Source organism: Sphingopyxis selenitireducens (assembly GCF_051550705.1).
Lineage (GTDB): Bacteria > Pseudomonadota > Alphaproteobacteria > Sphingomonadales > Sphingomonadaceae > Sphingopyxis.
Window position 1 is genome coordinate 19063 of the sequence record NZ_JBPULG010000008.1, and the last position, 13318, is coordinate 32380.

Consider the following 13318-nt stretch of genomic DNA (forward strand, 5'->3'; position numbering starts at 1 on the left):
TCCGCCACAGGCTGCTCTTAATGGGCGCCGAAGAAGAGGCCCATCGCAAAGTAAGCAAGAATTAGGCCGCAAAACGAGTAAGTCAGCGCCTTGCCAACTGGACCGAGCTCTGCGCTTCCGCTCTGCTGGATTATGGTCTGAGCTGCCGGATCGAATTCATCACCACGGATGGAGCTATTGCCAACGGGCACAGTGGATGCCGGCGACACATACAATGGATGCGTCGAGTCAATGAACTGGCGATCGAAATCGTCGTTGAATGGCTGGTACTGATCAGTCATGACACAATCCTTCAGGCGTGAACATACAGGAAACACCCGGCAACAGCAAGGTTCCTGTATGTTCACGAAGAAGGATGATTCTGATCCGCAGGCTAATCCGAAACTTCAATGCGAAGCCCGGCACGGTATCGGTCAGCGCGACCAGTCAGGAAAACGACTGATCAGAAGTTACCAAGGTTCCGCTTGAGATAGAGCACTAACGATAGTGCCTCTTGAAGAGGTCCAATCTCTACGGTGGCATCAACATCATAATCGTTCGGCCATTTCACCGAACGCACCGCAGCCTTGGTCCCCGTCATCATTTGCTTCAACAACACCGGAGACGAAACGCAGCCGCCTTCCGAAGTTGTAAATGGCGCATTTTTGTCAACTCGAATGGCCCCGCGTCGCCCCGGAAAGTCGTGCCCCATAATGCAGACGCTTTGCACCGTCGTTGCGCTGCCCATATACAGGAACAGGTTGCGAGCGGTCAGGCTACATGTGTTGGCATCGGTGATCGGATCGATCTCGCATTTCACCGACCAGCCCTCCCCGGTCAATTCCGCACCAGGCTTCAGCACATATCCGCTACCATCGCTGGCGTAGCGATAGGGACTTCCGCTCGGTGTCGTTCCGGTGCGGAAGTGCATTCCGTATCGTTCTTCATCGATTTCGTTTGCTTGCCACTTTGGTTCAGCGGTTTGTGCAATCGCTGGCTGCGATACCACTGCCGCGACGATAGCCAATGCGATCTTCATTTCATTCCCTCTCACGGCTCTCCACCAGCACACATAATCTCCGCTGTCCGTTTCGCTTCGACTGCCGTCTCTTCCGCAGATGGTGAGGCCGATGGCACGTCTTCGAGTCCCGGCACGACCTGATTAGAGACTGGTTCGACTGCCTTGTATCGTTCCCGCATTTCGGCAACGTCTGCCTCAATGCGCGCTGCCTTGGCGCGGACGCACGTCTGATAGGGCGAGTAGTGCATGACGATCCACGCGACGCCCACGGCTGCCGCAGCCGCTATCAGCGCGATCCTAACCTTATCGTTCATTCGCCGGTCTTTGTATCGAAGGTCAAAATTAGGGCACCGATCCGTTGAGCGCCGCCATAGCGCAGAGAAGCCGTCGCTCCGTCAAATTGCTTGTCGAACCAATCCAGCATTTCACCGCGTATGCCAATCTTCTCGGCAAGGTCCAGCCAGTCGCCGATATCACGAAAATCGAGCAATTCCATTTTGAGTGTCGGTAGCTCGCTTACCCATGCGCGCTCGCAATCCAAGTAAGCGTCACGCATCGGCCCTGGTTCCCAACCGCCTTCGATGACGCGCTGTGTCAGCACTTCGGAAAACTGCCCAAGCAGGGCTTGTCGAAGCGGGAAAATGCGGGCGTTTTCGAATGCTTCCCACAAATCGGCATGTTGTGCCGTGATGCGTTGCTTCAAGTCTTCCGGACTATTTTCCTCATGCTTCTTCCGTCCAAACATCGGCCACCCCTCCCTTGACTTCGCTGCCTACTTACGTGCCAAAACGCTAAAAATACATCATCTCCGTGGATCGGTAGACGCTAACGTCCTGTAGATGCCGTCGGCGGCACGATGCTCGGAATTGGAGTGAAGATCGCTTGTCTCGGTATTGACGCGCCAAAACGCATCTAACGCACCCCGGCGACGAGGTGCCTTCGTTCATTCTGAAAGCGGTTTTCGCGCCCCTGCTTAAGGGGCTACGTTCCGTCTAGTTAGATTGCGCCGCAGACGGCGCCGGCGCCGTGTCGACGGTGTTCTTATCGGCCGCGGATGGCGCGAGCTGGATGCCGTCTTCCCATGGCGTCCCGGTAAATTCGGGTTGCCCTTCAACGTAAGTGACAGTTGCGCCTGCCGTCGACCGTACATAGCGCACGACATCGAGGATTGTCTTGTTCGTCCAATTGTCGCTGTTCCCAACGATCGCCTGCCCAAGCGCCCTGCCCAGTCGAGCATCGAGGCCACCGCCCTTCTCCTTGATGTCGATCGCGTAGACGTCCAGCTGATACCCCTCAACATAGGGGAACAGGCACATCGTAATCATCAGCTGCTGAGATCCTCTAACCTTCCTGACGGCCGAGCTGATCCAGACGGCTCCATCGCAGCGCGCCTGCTTGATAGTCGATAGCTGGGAAGTCGAAACAAACCCTGCATAGGGGCTGTTCTCGAATGGATTGACCAGTGTGAACCGCCCGGGCTTTTCCGGCGCAGGGCCCATAACGATCGGCGTCACGGTGTTCGATTTCGAGATGTTCGGGTTTATCCCGTCCTGAAGGATTCGGATCATCTCCGCGCGCTTCATCGGGGTTTTGAAATCGAAGATGTGGTAAAGTTCCGTCGTCCGGCTGCTGTCTTGCGCCACGGCTGCGATCGGCGTCATGGCTAATGCGCCGGCGATGCCGGCAGCGCCTAGTGCTTTTGTCATCGTCCTCATATTATTCTCCTCGATCGTTCGGGTCTCAAAGGTGGTTGGCTTGGCGCACGGTGCTCGAGCAGCTGCGCCGGATGGCTTGCCGATCGTCCCAGCGGGCGACATAGCTTGCTCCTGCCTGCAACATCGCGCAGCTGAGGTTGGTGCCGGCGGCAGAATGAATGATTGCGACCATGCGCCCATATCGGTCCCGTTTGACGGGCATGATGGTGATGCGAGTCTGCATTCGGCGCTGAAGCGCTGCGCGCTGCGCCTCTGGATCGCCCGGCGCGCAAACGCGCCCCTGCCGGCAGTGACCTGACCTCTCGGCCGCATCTATGCCGAGCAGTCGTACACGTTCCCGACCGCAGCGGAGCGTGTCACCGTCGATCGCACTGCAGGTCCCGGCCTCAAGCGAGAGCGGACGGGCGGCCGTCGGGGAAGTCATCATCTCGCCGCCAGCCAGGATGAGCAGAATTGCGCCGGCGTGACCGAATATAAGTGCATTCACCACCGGTCCCCTCCACGCCGTATCCAACGTATTTCTTCGCGGACCGCTTTCACCAGGCCAAGGAATATGTGCCCGACCAAGTAAAGGGCGAGCAGATCGCCGCCGAGCTCCATCACCTCGGCCGTCGATCGCCAGCGCTGCAAGGTAAGGATGCCGGCGACGTCGCCTAGTTTGGATGCGATGATGATCGCAGCGCCAAACGCCGCCGTTGATGCGCCGACAACCCAAAAAACCGATTCGACGCGGCTGGATCCAGTGCGGGTAATGAATCGTGCTGTCGATAATGACATTGCCGCGATTTTTCGGTTGAGCGCGATCGGCGCGGCCAATGCGCTCGATATGATTGCTCGCATGGCGCGTCCTCGTCCTCTTTGATGCGCGGTTATCATAGCTCGAGCCCTTTCGATTTATCGAGCTGGGGTTCCTCGCGCGGTGTTGGCGCCGCCGGCGACGACGGAGTTTTGCCGCTATCCTTGTCTGGCGAGGGGTCGGGGCTAGAGAGGTCCGTCGCCTTGCTTTCTGTTTTCGGCTCGGAGCCACGGACATCGAGGTCCGCCAGCCCGCTTAGGTCAAGCTTTCGATCAAGGTCGCTGGTTCCAGACGGCTTGTCGAGGTCGGGGGGCGCCGCTGGGGAAAAGTCTTTCCCTTTTCCAGAAAGTATCTTCTCGACGGCGAGCTCGCCAATGGCCTCGAGCGCGGAACTCTTGTCGCCTCTGTTGTTCTCAAGCTGAGTGACGAGCTTTGCTTTGTCGTCGGTAAACAGCCGAACATCATTCTGCTGACGCGTATGGTTGACCAGAAACGCGCGCGCGTTGGACAGATTCGTTTCACGGGCGCCCATGACGGAGAAAACCGTCTCGTTGGTGATGCCCTGGGCCATATGGGTGTTGATGGCATAGGCGAGATCCATACGCTTCAGCATCTTGTCACCATTCGGCAACTCGCGGACCTCGCCACTCGCCAGTTTCACCGTGATGCCTTCTGCCGTCACCTTTTCAACGCTGGCGATCGTCGCGTTGATCATCCCGCGACCATCCCGTTTGTCACTATCGGTCCAGCGGATCCGTTCGCCCTCATGAACCTCGATGCGCTTCTCGTTGCTGAGTTTCAGCCGATTGAGCTTGCCCGTGGGGTCAATCTTGATGGGCTCGACGCGATGCTTCTTCCCGCGCATGTCGACGAGATCGACTTTGCCGTTGTCGAATATGCGAGCAATTCGATAATCGCCCTTCGCAAGCCCAAGTCCATTGTCGCGGCTCCCGACCTCGAGGAACTGTGCCTGCCGCCAATTGCGGGCGTATCTATATTCCTCACGGGTGAGCTGGACGGTTTCCCGCACATTGAACGCTCTGCCCTCGCCCTGCAGCGTCCCTTCCGCCTTCAGCCCGTCCTGAATGATCTGGTTTGCCTCCGCTCGGCCGTCGCGGCTGGACGGGAGCAACGTGGTCTTTTCGCGCTGGTCGGCCGAGAGTGCGAGCCACGCATTCGCGGCGTCGCCAATACGATCGTCGGATTCGACCACGCGATTGCCAAGGACGGCAATTGCACCGCGGACGTTTCCGGCGTCGGCGAGATCAGCAACAAGCCGCATCTCCTCGGTTTTCTGCCGCATGTTGATGTTGACTTCGCTGACGGGAAGTTGGTCTTGAATTGCCCGGGCCTGCATCAGCGAAAAGCTCTTCCCAGCGTCGATGGGATTAAGCTGCTTCCGGTCACCGATGATGGCGAGACGGCCGACTTCCATGAGGTTCGCGATCGCGGTCAACTTGTCCATTTGCTCGTTCGAGATCATCGAACCTTCGTCGAGGATGAGATAGACGCCCGCGAGTTCGGCCTTCCGGGCTGCGAACGCTTCAGCCGACCCTTCCCCGTTCAGGAACTTCTCATTCCGAAATATAAAGGCGTGCGTCGTCATCGCCTCGAGACCGGTATCGCTCTTGAGATCAGCGACCATCTTGTTCTGGAATGCGAGGGCTTTTGCGTCACCTTTGAAGTCAGCCGTCAGCAAGAGCGCATCTTTGCCTTCAGCGCTGAGCATCCTTGCCGTGGCGTCGATCGCTTCCGCTTTGGCGATTGGCTGCAGCATCGTCGACTTACCGGCGCCGGCACGGCCCTGGACGAGAACAATGCGATCCGGCGACGACACGATCTGGATCCCGGCGGCGAGCTGCTGATGATTGAGCTCGCGCGGGGCTGCCAGCTCGGCCAGGCGCGTGGCCGCGACATCGGCCGTCATGAGGGGCCGCGCTTCGCCGGCCCCCGTATCCATTGCCTTCAGGATCCGTCGTTCCTGGTTGATGGCCTCGCGCGTGGTGATCATGTCGACGGCCTTGTCCAGCCGCTGCGAAGTTTCTGGTACCACTTCCCCTTTCTCGACCAGTTCTGCAATTCGCTTCTCGACGCGCTCGGGAGTTACACCCTTGAGACCAAGATCGACGGCGGTCTTGATGACATCGCCCGTCTTGAAAACCGCTTCGCGCTCGCTGAGAATGCGGATGGCGCTCGCCGTTGCATATTGGGCGCGCACTGTCGGTGGCGTGCGAGTGAGCTTCGCGAGACCGGAATCGACAAGCGGATCCTCAGGACTCCGCAAGTAATCAATGAGCCGGTCCCGGCTTTCGCGGATCGCCGTGCTGACGGCCAATATGCCGCGCTCGATCGGCGAGCTTCGCTCCTGCGATCGGGAGAGTGCCATCGCGTAGATCTTGTCGCCGTTATATTGGTAGTCCCGCGCTTCAGCACGCCACCGCTCCGCGAGCTCGCCGCGATCGCCGGCGTCCATCTTCGGATCGCGAGTGCGCTGCGTGATTGCTCTTCGGCCCTCGGGACTATGCACACCGAGTTCTTCCGCCTTAGCCTTGATGTCGTTCCCGCGTTTCGAGAAGCCGTCGAGGGCCTCTTTATTTATGCGCTCACCATTGGGGCCGAGAACCTCGAAAGCGCCGTGCTTGCCGGTCACTTCTGTCTTGTAGCCCAGCCCCTCGAGCTTTTCGCGCAATATGGCGTTCGCCATCGAGCTCAGCACCGCGCTGGCCTTATACATCGCGCCGTTGTGCCACGCGCGCCACCCGTCGTCGCTCGTGACTTCGCCTGTCTTCTGATCAACCTGATCGGGATTGCGAAACCGCTCGGGCAGTCTCGTCAGATTGGCGATCACGGCGTGGATGTGGCTCTGCGGATCCGTAGCGCGGCTCGTATCGTGCGGGAACAGCGCATAGACGAGATTTCCGGTTCGGACCGCAACGTCCTTGCCGTCGACATGAACCCGGGCTTCAGCCAAATTCTTCTCTGCCCAGGTCATCGTCTGTTTGACCGCAGCCATGTGCGCGGCGAGGATCCGTTTGTCTCCGGAAACGAGAGCGAGGAGCGAAGCCGACTTAGGCATTGAGAATGTGAAATCACGACCGCTGTCGCGGGTCTCGGCGTCGCCTATTTGCTTTCCGTCGGGCAATTCTCCGCTCAAAATTCGCTCGAAGGTTGCCGTGTCCACCGTCCCGGAAAGCCCGAGATCGCTTGCGCCTTCTCCCGCCCATGCTGACGCGGCTTCGGATTGCTCAGCCGTGTAATAGTTGTCGGATGCGAAATAGGCCGCTGCGCCGCCTGCCGAATGAACCTTGCCGATCGAGACGGTCATGACGCTTCAGCCTGCCAGAAATTCTTGCGGCCGTACTGAGCCAGCGCCCACCGGGCTCGGCGCTCGCGCCACGCCATGGGTTTCAGATCGGCATGCGACGGACCCGTCCAGGTGAGTTTTAGACCTTGGCTCGCAAGCCTGTCTTCGAGCTCGCTGGCATATATGTCTTCGGCCGTTCCGAGCTTTGCTGCCAGCGTCCAGCCATCGACCAAGCCCCAGCGCATTCCCGGCCCGACTCCCCAACCAAGCACCATCATGTCGAGGATGAAGGCATCGTCTGCGACGCAGAGGGCGTAAATGAGACCACTCGGGCGGAGCGAGGCGCCAGCTACATCGCGAACCATTGTCCAGCTTTCGAGGTGCCGAAGTGCAACCCGCGCGGAGGCAATATGGGCGGCGCGTGTCGCGCGGGCATTTTTGCTATCACGAACATATGCGAGATCGAACGGCGGCGAGAACAGCAAAGACATTCCAGCAATCGTTCCGCCAGCCCTAACACCTTGCCGCTTGATCTCGACGGCAGGTGTGAACACGGCAGCCACCGCGGCGTCGCGATCGAGGGCGGAAAGTCCGAGCGCGTCAGCGCCACCGCCGAGCCAGTGGATCGTTCGCCCAGCCGAATGATGCTCAAGGATCCGCGCTTCGATCTGCTCGAGCACTTCCATATGGAAGAAGCTGATCATCGCCCCACGCCCTTCGCCATCACAATTGCTTCCACCCGGGTACGGGATCGCCAAGGTGCCACTTCCCGCAGCGATCGCATTGATAAGGCTGAAGCAGTGCTATCTTGCGCCGCCTATCCTTGTGCGGGGCGTGCCGGAACCTGTTGTGTTCGACCAAAATGCCTTTCGCAGCGTCAGCGGCAACCCTCGTCCGCCAAGCGGCCATGCCGGGGCATTGGGGACTGAACGGAAGGCGCCTGAAGCTCACGGCACGTCAATCCATGTCCATGCCGAGATCGTCGCTGCCGCGCGCCATGCCATCGGCGCCGAGCTCGGCGCCGCCGGCGCGGCGATGATCGGTATCGCCGAAATCCATACGGGATTCACGGCGCGCCAATTCGCCACTCTTCTCTTCGGTCGGATCCTTCGGTCCGCGCAGCTGCTCCTTGTTCGCCAGCGCATCCTGCTGACCGCTGCTACCAGTAGAGGTGTTGCGAGGTGCGACGCCCCGGGGCGGATCGTCGTCGATCGAACGCTTGGCAAGTGACGCGATGCCCGCCGGCTTCTGCGTTTCTCCCTGTGCTGCTATCCGCGCCTCCAGCTGCGACCGACTGACGTCGATCACGTCGCGCGCACGGACCGCCCGGCCATCCTGCAGGTCGGAAATCTCGCGACGGTCCTGACGCTCCGTCTCGGATTCAACGCCGGGCTCTGGGCGGTCGGCAGCGATATCCTGTCCGCCCCCTTCTTCGCCCGTACCTTCGTCCTCATCCTCATCGACGGGTGCGAAATCCGGTGGCGGGTCGGCTTCGATGAAACCCTCTGCAATGGACGGAAACCCAACATAGGGAAACGATACCAACGTCGACGGAAACTTTTCAGGGAAACGAATATAGGCGTTGAGATTGGGGAGACTGGTGATGTCGTCCGCGATCACCAGCGCCTCTTCCTTGGTTGTCGGCGAGATGGTGGAAGCGTCGCGAGTCTGATGCGCGCCATAGCTATAGGACTCGTCCATCGTGCGTACCTTGCGGAACCCAATCAGCCGTGAACACTCTTCCGCCGTCTCACGTTCTTTCACTCGCAGGATGACGTTCGTGTTCGTCAGACTGATGATGTTCTGAGCCCCGTCGTCGCCGTATGTGTTGCGAAGACCTGCAAAATTGTGGAGGCCAAGAAGGAAAGCTCCGCCGAAGCTGCGCGCCGTTTGCAAGCCTCTCTCAAGAGCAGGAAGCTGATGAAGCGCGGCGAGTTCGTCGAAGATAAACCAGGTACGAAGCTGCCGAGTGTGCTTGAGCGTCATGATCGTGTTGATCGCGATGTTCATCCACAATGTGAGGAGCGAACGCGACATATCGAGGTGCGCGTATTGGGCGGTTATGAAAAGGATCGATGCCTCCCCATTGTCCCGCTTGATCCAGTCTTTGATCGAAAAGGGTTCGCCGCCATCGGGCAAGAAACGGATGGACTCGGCGTTAGCATTGAGCACCGCACGGATCGACTGCGCCATCTTCGCTGCGTCTGGCGAGACCAGCGGCTCGGCCACCGTACCCATCAGCTCAGCGTAGATCTTCTTGAGGCTCGCCTGCATAAGCTGGTCGCACAGATGCTTGTTCGTGCCGCGTCCACTCTTCCTCAAATTGTCGCACATCTCAACGAACAGGGTTCGCGCAGCCTTCTCCCAGAAGCCGCCATCTGAGCCATGGTCAGCGGGAATGAGGGCGGTGGCGGCGGTCACGAGCTCGCTTCGTGAGTGACAGTCATTGAACAACGACCAGGACTCACAGCGCGCATCGTTGAGGTTCAAAACGAAGTCGCGTTCCGGATTATAGAAGGCTTCCATATAGTGCCCGGTCAGGTCGAAGAGGACGCACCGATCGCCGCGCTCGATCGCCTGCGCTACGACCTGTCGTATGAGTGTCGTTTTGCCCGTACCGGTTGTACCGGTGAGCATGACGTGGCTCTGTTCGAACCCATATGGAAAGGGCAACGTAGCAATCGTGTATGGCAAGATAACGCCTGCCGCTTTCCTCTGCGCGAGGGGAAGCGCTTCGACCTGTGCGAGCGTCAAATCCGGGAACGCTTCCTTGGCGCGTTCCCGAACGCGATCTAGGTTATGCCGATCGAGCATCATCTTCAGAACGTCATAGTCGACGATTTCGACCCCGCGTTCATGGTGATCGGCAAGGATCGATACACCCCGTTCGCGCGCCCATGGGATGAACCACCATGCGAACGCGCCCGCCCCAATGCTGGAGAAGATCAGGCTGCCCCAAAATGCGTTCATGAGCTTCGCCCATGCGATCTGAACGTCGGGAATGAAGGGAACGTAACCCATGTACGTCTGGTAAATGCTCCCGTCGCGCAACGTCACATTGGCACGCTTCATCTCGTCGAAGCCAACGAAGTTCCAGAACGCAGCAAGCGCCTTGGTTCCGAGCATTTGAAACTCATAATCGTCGAGGATCAGGGTCAGCTTGAGCCACGCAAAGCCGAGCAACAATCCGATCCAGACCAAGAGCGGAACACGAGCCCCGCGCCACCACATTGAGAACTGATGTCCGATTAACTGGGAGCCGCGGGTGAAGTTTCCGCTGTTCCGATTGGCCTCGCCGTGGCTCGACCAAGCACGGGGATGACGCGGGCGATTGGGCTTATCGGACATGGTGGCGATCCATGCGCTGGTCGACAACCGAAAGGAATTCATCCCGCCGATCGGGTGCGTGCTTCTTCACCCATTCGTCGGCAACGAGCTGCGTGAATTCGCAGATGATTGCCATGCGCTCCGGGTTGAACTGCGGGCGGTCGTGGTCAACCAAAAAGCGGTTGAGGACGCGCCGAACCAACTCTGATGTCGTGATGCCCTCAAGCTGCGCGACCTTGGCCAGAGACGACCAGGTCTCCGGCGAAAGCGCCACGGAACGACGATGAAATTCCAAACCACTCTCCCTCGGTAGGGATGGGTGGTGGGTTCTTGCGAAAGGCGAATGCTGGTTACCAGCACGCGGCAGAATCGTCAAGGCGCGCCCCTTTCCGCGCGGGAAATGGTGCAAGTTGCACCCCGGCAAGCACAGGTTTTCGGCGGAAATCCGCGCCTTTTCCGGGGTGCGAAATGCACCCTTTGGCGGGTTCAAATTGCACCCTTTATGGTGCAATTTGCACCCCGCTTTTCGCGTGCTTTTTCAGTCAGTTGCAGGGCAACGGCTTTGCGGTTTACCGCATACCGTGTGCATCTCAGAATGAGATATACCCGAAGTGGTTTTCTCATTCTGCTATTCGAGCTGGAATTCGGGCATAGCCCGTCAGCTTGCCAAGGCCGGGGCACTTTGTGTCCCTGCCGGGCTTCCAATAGGACGGCAGTATGATGCGAATTGCATCGACTGACATTGGCAAGAGTGCCGGGCCAAATGGTCCCGGCGATCTAATCGTTATCGTTCGGTGGAACGAGACCGATCAGGTTCCAGAAAAGGAACCCCACGAAGATCATCCGTGCCTGCGGATGCTGATCGATTGTGACACCTGTGGGAGCAATCGCGAAAAAACGCATTGCGTTTTGGGAGTGCGAAGCGCGAACCCAAAACGCTGGCGTAGCGCGCCCAAAACGCAATGCATTTTGTCGCCAGGGGCGATCAAGCCGGAACCCTATCGGGTACATCGCTGGGTAGCTGAATGGATTGTGGTTGAGTTTGTGACCGTTCCTATATCGTACTGGAATTTCACCCGCGTCATGATAGCTATGGCTTCAGGTACGATAGATCAGAAGGGACGACATTATGCCAAGGGCGAAGAAGATTGAGGGCAATCTGGAAGCTATCACAGCGAGGCGGGTAGCCCTCGAGGCGGAGCTTTCAGAGATAGCAGAAGCGGAACGCCGTGCACTCGAAGCAGAGCGCGATGCGGGGCGTGACGTCTTGCTCGCCGCGCTTGCGAAGGTGAAGATCGCCCGGATGGACCGGAGCGAAGCGACGGCCATTTCGAAGGCGATTGAGAAACATGGCGCGACGAAGGTTGCGGAGAAACTCGGGTCGCTTTGAGGTCGTCGGCGATGCGCAGCTCGCGCGCGAAGCAAGCGACAAGCGAGGCGATCGGGCGGTCGTGCATTGGTCTTTCTGTCTGGAGATTGTCTGTCAGCGATGACCTGCGATGCGCGGGCCGCCGGCGTAGCCAGGCGGCAAGCGAGCAGGATCGCTCTGGCTCTCACATTGGTGACGACTAAAGGAACCGCCGCCCATCGGGCAGCGGTTCCGTTGGGCGCTTAGTGCGGCGCCCTGCAAATCTGCTCGTAACGGAAGTCGAGCTCCATTGCAGTTTCCGCCAGTGTCTCGGCGAGATACTCTTCCTGCATCGAGATCAGGCGACAATCTTCGATCGTCATGGCGTGCCAGTCGATCATATCTGCGAAATATTCAGTGCGATCGATTTGACGGCTGATTGACCGTTCCATGCTTTCGAGATGAGCGATGCGTGCAGTGATTGCGAGTTCCATGATTGTCCTCCATGATCTTGTCGATGACGGATGTTCCGGGGGAGCTGCGACGCCGTTCCGGTCAAGGACGGCGAAGCCGCCGCGAAGCGGGGAGCGGGGGTGCCGATTTTTCCGAAGGAAAAATTGGGGGGACCGCTCATCCTTGACGGGGACGGTGGCGCGGCTCCACGCTAGGTCTTCAACAACAGATGAATACCCCTACGGTCGAACGCGATGTCGCAGGAAAGCGATTGGCGATGCGCAGGTTGCGAGCAACGCGATGCAACAAGCGAGGCCGATCGCCGCTAACCTCAAACGTCAGAACTGGCGCTCCTGAACAGACCGTCGGCGATGCGAACAAGCGGGCACAGCCCCTCCGTGAGCGAGGCCGCCAGAAGCGCTCGAAGTGCAAAGCGAAAGGGCCAGAAATCTCTGGCCCTCGCTTGGGAGTTTCGATGATGGTCGTCGAGGTCAATGCGTGGCGGTTGTTCCTGTTGGAATGTTCCCGTCGAATTCGAACATCGGCTGCTCGTCGGGGTCGTCGAAATTGAGTTCGAACTGGTCGTCGCTGTGGGCGAATGAGCTAAACGCTTCGTAGATGTCGGGTTCCATGATGCGTCTCCTGTGGAGGCTGAAGGGGCGGCCGAGACCGCCCCCGGGATGATCAGAAGGGGACGTTGTCGTCCTGGTCGTCGTCGTCACGATCTGCGGGTGCACCACCGTTCTTGATGATGGTGGCCATCCGGTCTGCGATGAGATCGACCGTGTAGTGGCGAGTGCCTTCAGCTTCGTAGCTGTTCTGGCGGACGCGTCCGGTGATGTGGACCAGGTCGCCCTTGCCGATCTTTGCGGCCCGTTCGTTCAGCTTGCCGAAGAAGGTTACGCGGTTCCAGTGCGTGTCGTCCTTCCAGCTGTCGCCGTCCTTGCGGGGGTAGTTGCTGGCGATGTCGATGTGGGTGACTTTCTCTTTGGCGTCGACTTTGCCGACGCGGCCGAGGATGCGAAATTCAGCGATGTTCTGCATGATGTATCTCCTTGGGTGGTGTCGTTGCTGACGCACTTCGAGGAGGCGGCCGTTCGCCGCGGGCAAGCTGAAAAACGGAGGGTCCACGTAGTGGAAACCGTAGGCGCGCAGCGCCGGTTTTCTGCTTGAGGGCCGAAGGCCCGTCCCGCAAAAGGCGGGCGAGCTGCCTACGTGCGTCAGACAGCAACGAGACGGCCCAAGGAGATGGGCAGCAACTCGGCTTTCGCATTGGACGCCTCGCGCACCATGGCGACCCATGATGATCACGCGCCGCTCCGCCGGATCCCCGGACGAACCGAACCACAGATGGGCGATGCCGGAATCGATCCGT

15 protein-coding genes are annotated in these 13318 nt (G+C 59.2%); 2 read left to right on the forward strand and 13 right to left on the reverse strand.

Annotated elements, in window-relative coordinates:
- Positions 1 to 17: 17 nt before the first annotated feature.
- The 10 genes from ACSYDV_RS22025 to ACSYDV_RS22070 form a co-directional block, all read right to left on the reverse strand.
- The gene (locus ACSYDV_RS22025) at positions 18 to 281 is read right to left on the reverse strand and encodes a hypothetical protein (RefSeq protein WP_438326225.1); all 264 of its coding nucleotides are present in this window, start codon (positions 279 to 281) and stop codon (positions 18 to 20) included.
- Positions 282 to 442: 161 nt separating this feature from the next.
- Positions 443 to 1018, reverse strand: coding sequence for a hypothetical protein (locus tag ACSYDV_RS22030; protein ID WP_438326226.1), 576 nt, complete (start codon positions 1016 to 1018; stop codon positions 443 to 445).
- 292 nt (positions 1019 to 1310) lie between these two features.
- Positions 1311 to 1745, reverse strand: a complete 435-nt coding sequence (locus ACSYDV_RS22035) for a hypothetical protein (RefSeq protein ID WP_438326227.1) — start codon at positions 1743 to 1745, stop codon at positions 1311 to 1313.
- Positions 1746 to 1992: 247 nt separating this feature from the next.
- Positions 1993 to 2715 (reverse strand): hypothetical protein, encoded by a 723-nt coding sequence (locus ACSYDV_RS22040; protein ID WP_438326228.1) that lies wholly within the window; start codon positions 2713 to 2715, stop codon positions 1993 to 1995.
- 25 nt (positions 2716 to 2740) lie between these two features.
- Positions 2741 to 3205 (reverse strand): thermonuclease family protein, encoded by a 465-nt coding sequence (locus tag ACSYDV_RS22045; protein ID WP_438326229.1) that lies wholly within the window; start codon positions 3203 to 3205, stop codon positions 2741 to 2743.
- A complete protein-coding gene (locus ACSYDV_RS22050; protein WP_438326230.1) occupies positions 3199 to 3555 on the reverse strand; it encodes a hypothetical protein in 357 nt (118 codons plus the stop codon). The genes ACSYDV_RS22045 and ACSYDV_RS22050 overlap by 7 nt, the downstream gene beginning before the upstream one ends.
- A 32-nt stretch (positions 3556 to 3587) precedes the next feature.
- The gene (gene mobF, locus ACSYDV_RS22055) at positions 3588 to 6836 is read right to left on the reverse strand and encodes a MobF family relaxase (RefSeq protein WP_438326231.1); all 3249 of its coding nucleotides are present in this window, start codon (positions 6834 to 6836) and stop codon (positions 3588 to 3590) included.
- Positions 6833 to 7519 carry a hypothetical protein gene (locus ACSYDV_RS22060; protein WP_438326232.1) on the reverse strand — a complete coding sequence of 229 codons (687 nt, stop codon included), beginning with the start codon at positions 7517 to 7519 and terminating at the stop codon, positions 6833 to 6835. Before ACSYDV_RS22060 ends, mobF begins: the two co-directional genes overlap by 4 nt.
- Positions 7520 to 7772: 253 nt before the next feature.
- A complete protein-coding gene (locus ACSYDV_RS22065; protein ID WP_438326233.1) occupies positions 7773 to 10163 on the reverse strand; it encodes a type IV secretion system DNA-binding domain-containing protein in 2391 nt (796 codons plus the stop codon).
- Positions 10153 to 10437: a ribbon-helix-helix domain-containing protein gene (locus ACSYDV_RS22070; RefSeq protein ID WP_438326234.1), complete on the reverse strand. Its 285-nt coding sequence runs from the start codon at positions 10435 to 10437 to the stop codon at positions 10153 to 10155. Before ACSYDV_RS22070 ends, ACSYDV_RS22065 begins: the two co-directional genes overlap by 11 nt.
- A 422-nt stretch (positions 10438 to 10859) precedes the next feature.
- Here ACSYDV_RS22070 and ACSYDV_RS22075 point away from each other — a divergent pair, with 422 nt between their 5' ends.
- A complete protein-coding gene (locus ACSYDV_RS22075) occupies positions 10860 to 11294 on the forward strand; it encodes a hypothetical protein (protein WP_438326235.1) in 435 nt (144 codons plus the stop codon).
- Positions 11272 to 11532, forward strand: a complete 261-nt coding sequence (locus ACSYDV_RS22080; RefSeq protein WP_438326236.1) for a hypothetical protein — start codon at positions 11272 to 11274, stop codon at positions 11530 to 11532. Before ACSYDV_RS22075 ends, ACSYDV_RS22080 begins: the two co-directional genes overlap by 23 nt.
- A gap of 221 nt (positions 11533 to 11753) precedes the next feature.
- Here the strand turns inward: ACSYDV_RS22080 and ACSYDV_RS22085 are convergent, their stop codons facing one another.
- The 3 genes from ACSYDV_RS22085 to ACSYDV_RS22095 all read right to left on the reverse strand — a co-directional run bounded on the left by ACSYDV_RS22085 (position 11754) and on the right by ACSYDV_RS22095 (position 12987).
- Positions 11754 to 11984: a hypothetical protein gene (locus ACSYDV_RS22085; protein WP_438326237.1), complete on the reverse strand. Its 231-nt coding sequence runs from the start codon at positions 11982 to 11984 to the stop codon at positions 11754 to 11756.
- 450 nt (positions 11985 to 12434) lie between these two features.
- Entirely contained in the window at positions 12435 to 12575 is a 141-nt protein-coding gene (locus ACSYDV_RS22090) for a hypothetical protein (protein ID WP_438326238.1), read from the reverse strand.
- 52 nt (positions 12576 to 12627) lie between these two features.
- On the reverse strand, positions 12628 to 12987 hold the full coding sequence (locus ACSYDV_RS22095; protein WP_438326239.1) for a single-stranded DNA-binding protein: 360 nt from the start codon (positions 12985 to 12987) through the stop codon (positions 12628 to 12630).
- Positions 12988 to 13318: the final 331 nt, after the last annotated feature.

Excerpts from the sequence above, each read along its gene's own strand:
- ACSYDV_RS22025 (WP_438326225.1), bottom strand. The coding sequence starts at position 281 with ATGACTGATCAGTACCAGCCATTCAACGACGATTTCGATCGCCAGTTC.
- ACSYDV_RS22030 (WP_438326226.1), bottom strand. The coding sequence starts at position 1,018 with ATGAAGATCGCATTGGCTATCGTCGCGGCAGTGGTATCGCAGCCAGCG.
- ACSYDV_RS22035 (WP_438326227.1), bottom strand. The coding sequence starts at position 1,745 with ATGTTTGGACGGAAGAAGCATGAGGAAAATAGTCCGGAAGACTTGAAG.
- ACSYDV_RS22040 (WP_438326228.1), bottom strand. The coding sequence starts at position 2,715 with ATGAGGACGATGACAAAAGCACTAGGCGCTGCCGGCATCGCCGGCGCA.
- ACSYDV_RS22050 (WP_438326230.1), bottom strand. The coding sequence starts at position 3,555 with ATGCGAGCAATCATATCGAGCGCATTGGCCGCGCCGATCGCGCTCAAC.
- mobF (WP_438326231.1), bottom strand. The coding sequence starts at position 6,836 with ATGACCGTCTCGATCGGCAAGGTTCATTCGGCAGGCGGCGCAGCGGCC.
- ACSYDV_RS22060 (WP_438326232.1), bottom strand. The coding sequence starts at position 7,519 with ATGATCAGCTTCTTCCATATGGAAGTGCTCGAGCAGATCGAAGCGCGG.
- ACSYDV_RS22065 (WP_438326233.1), bottom strand. The coding sequence starts at position 10,163 with ATGTCCGATAAGCCCAATCGCCCGCGTCATCCCCGTGCTTGGTCGAGC.
- ACSYDV_RS22075 (WP_438326235.1), top strand. The coding sequence starts at position 10,860 with ATGATGCGAATTGCATCGACTGACATTGGCAAGAGTGCCGGGCCAAAT.
- ACSYDV_RS22080 (WP_438326236.1), top strand. The coding sequence starts at position 11,272 with ATGCCAAGGGCGAAGAAGATTGAGGGCAATCTGGAAGCTATCACAGCG.
- ACSYDV_RS22085 (WP_438326237.1), bottom strand. The coding sequence starts at position 11,984 with ATGGAACTCGCAATCACTGCACGCATCGCTCATCTCGAAAGCATGGAA.
- ACSYDV_RS22090 (WP_438326238.1), bottom strand. The coding sequence starts at position 12,575 with ATGGAACCCGACATCTACGAAGCGTTTAGCTCATTCGCCCACAGCGAC.
- ACSYDV_RS22095 (WP_438326239.1), bottom strand. The coding sequence starts at position 12,987 with ATGCAGAACATCGCTGAATTTCGCATCCTCGGCCGCGTCGGCAAAGTC.